This is a genomic window from Herbaspirillum sp. WGmk3 (assembly GCF_023952535.1).
Taxonomy (GTDB): Bacteria; Pseudomonadota; Gammaproteobacteria; order Burkholderiales; family Burkholderiaceae_D; genus Herbaspirillum; species Herbaspirillum huttiense.
In genome coordinates this window covers 1-255 of the sequence record NZ_JAKYWT010000105.1, presented here as the reverse complement: position 1 = coordinate 255, position 255 = coordinate 1, and the positions used below count along the sequence as shown (strand labels likewise).

Annotated in this window: 1 protein-coding gene; it reads right to left on the bottom strand. The window is 65.9% G+C overall.

Translation table 11 applies throughout. The features are described from left to right. On the bottom strand, positions 1 to 255 hold a 255-nt coding region (locus MKD49_RS26090), incomplete at both ends, for an FAD-dependent oxidoreductase (RefSeq protein WP_252697753.1).

The following is a 255-nucleotide window of genomic DNA, read 5'->3' as shown; positions in this document are numbered from 1 at the left end:
CGGCACGTTGGTGCGGGTGGATGGCTCGGCGCACACGACGTAGCCAGCATCGTCCAGATCGACCTGGCCGCGCACCAGCTCGGAGCGCGGGTCATGGCCGATGGCCTCAAAAACGCCGGCAACTTCGAGTTGACGCTCCTCGCCGGTTTTGGTGTCCCGCAGGGTGATCGACTCGAGCTTCGACTCGCCCTGCATGGCGACGACCTCACTATTCCACGCGAAGGTGATCTTGGGGTCGGCTGCGGCACGGTCGGC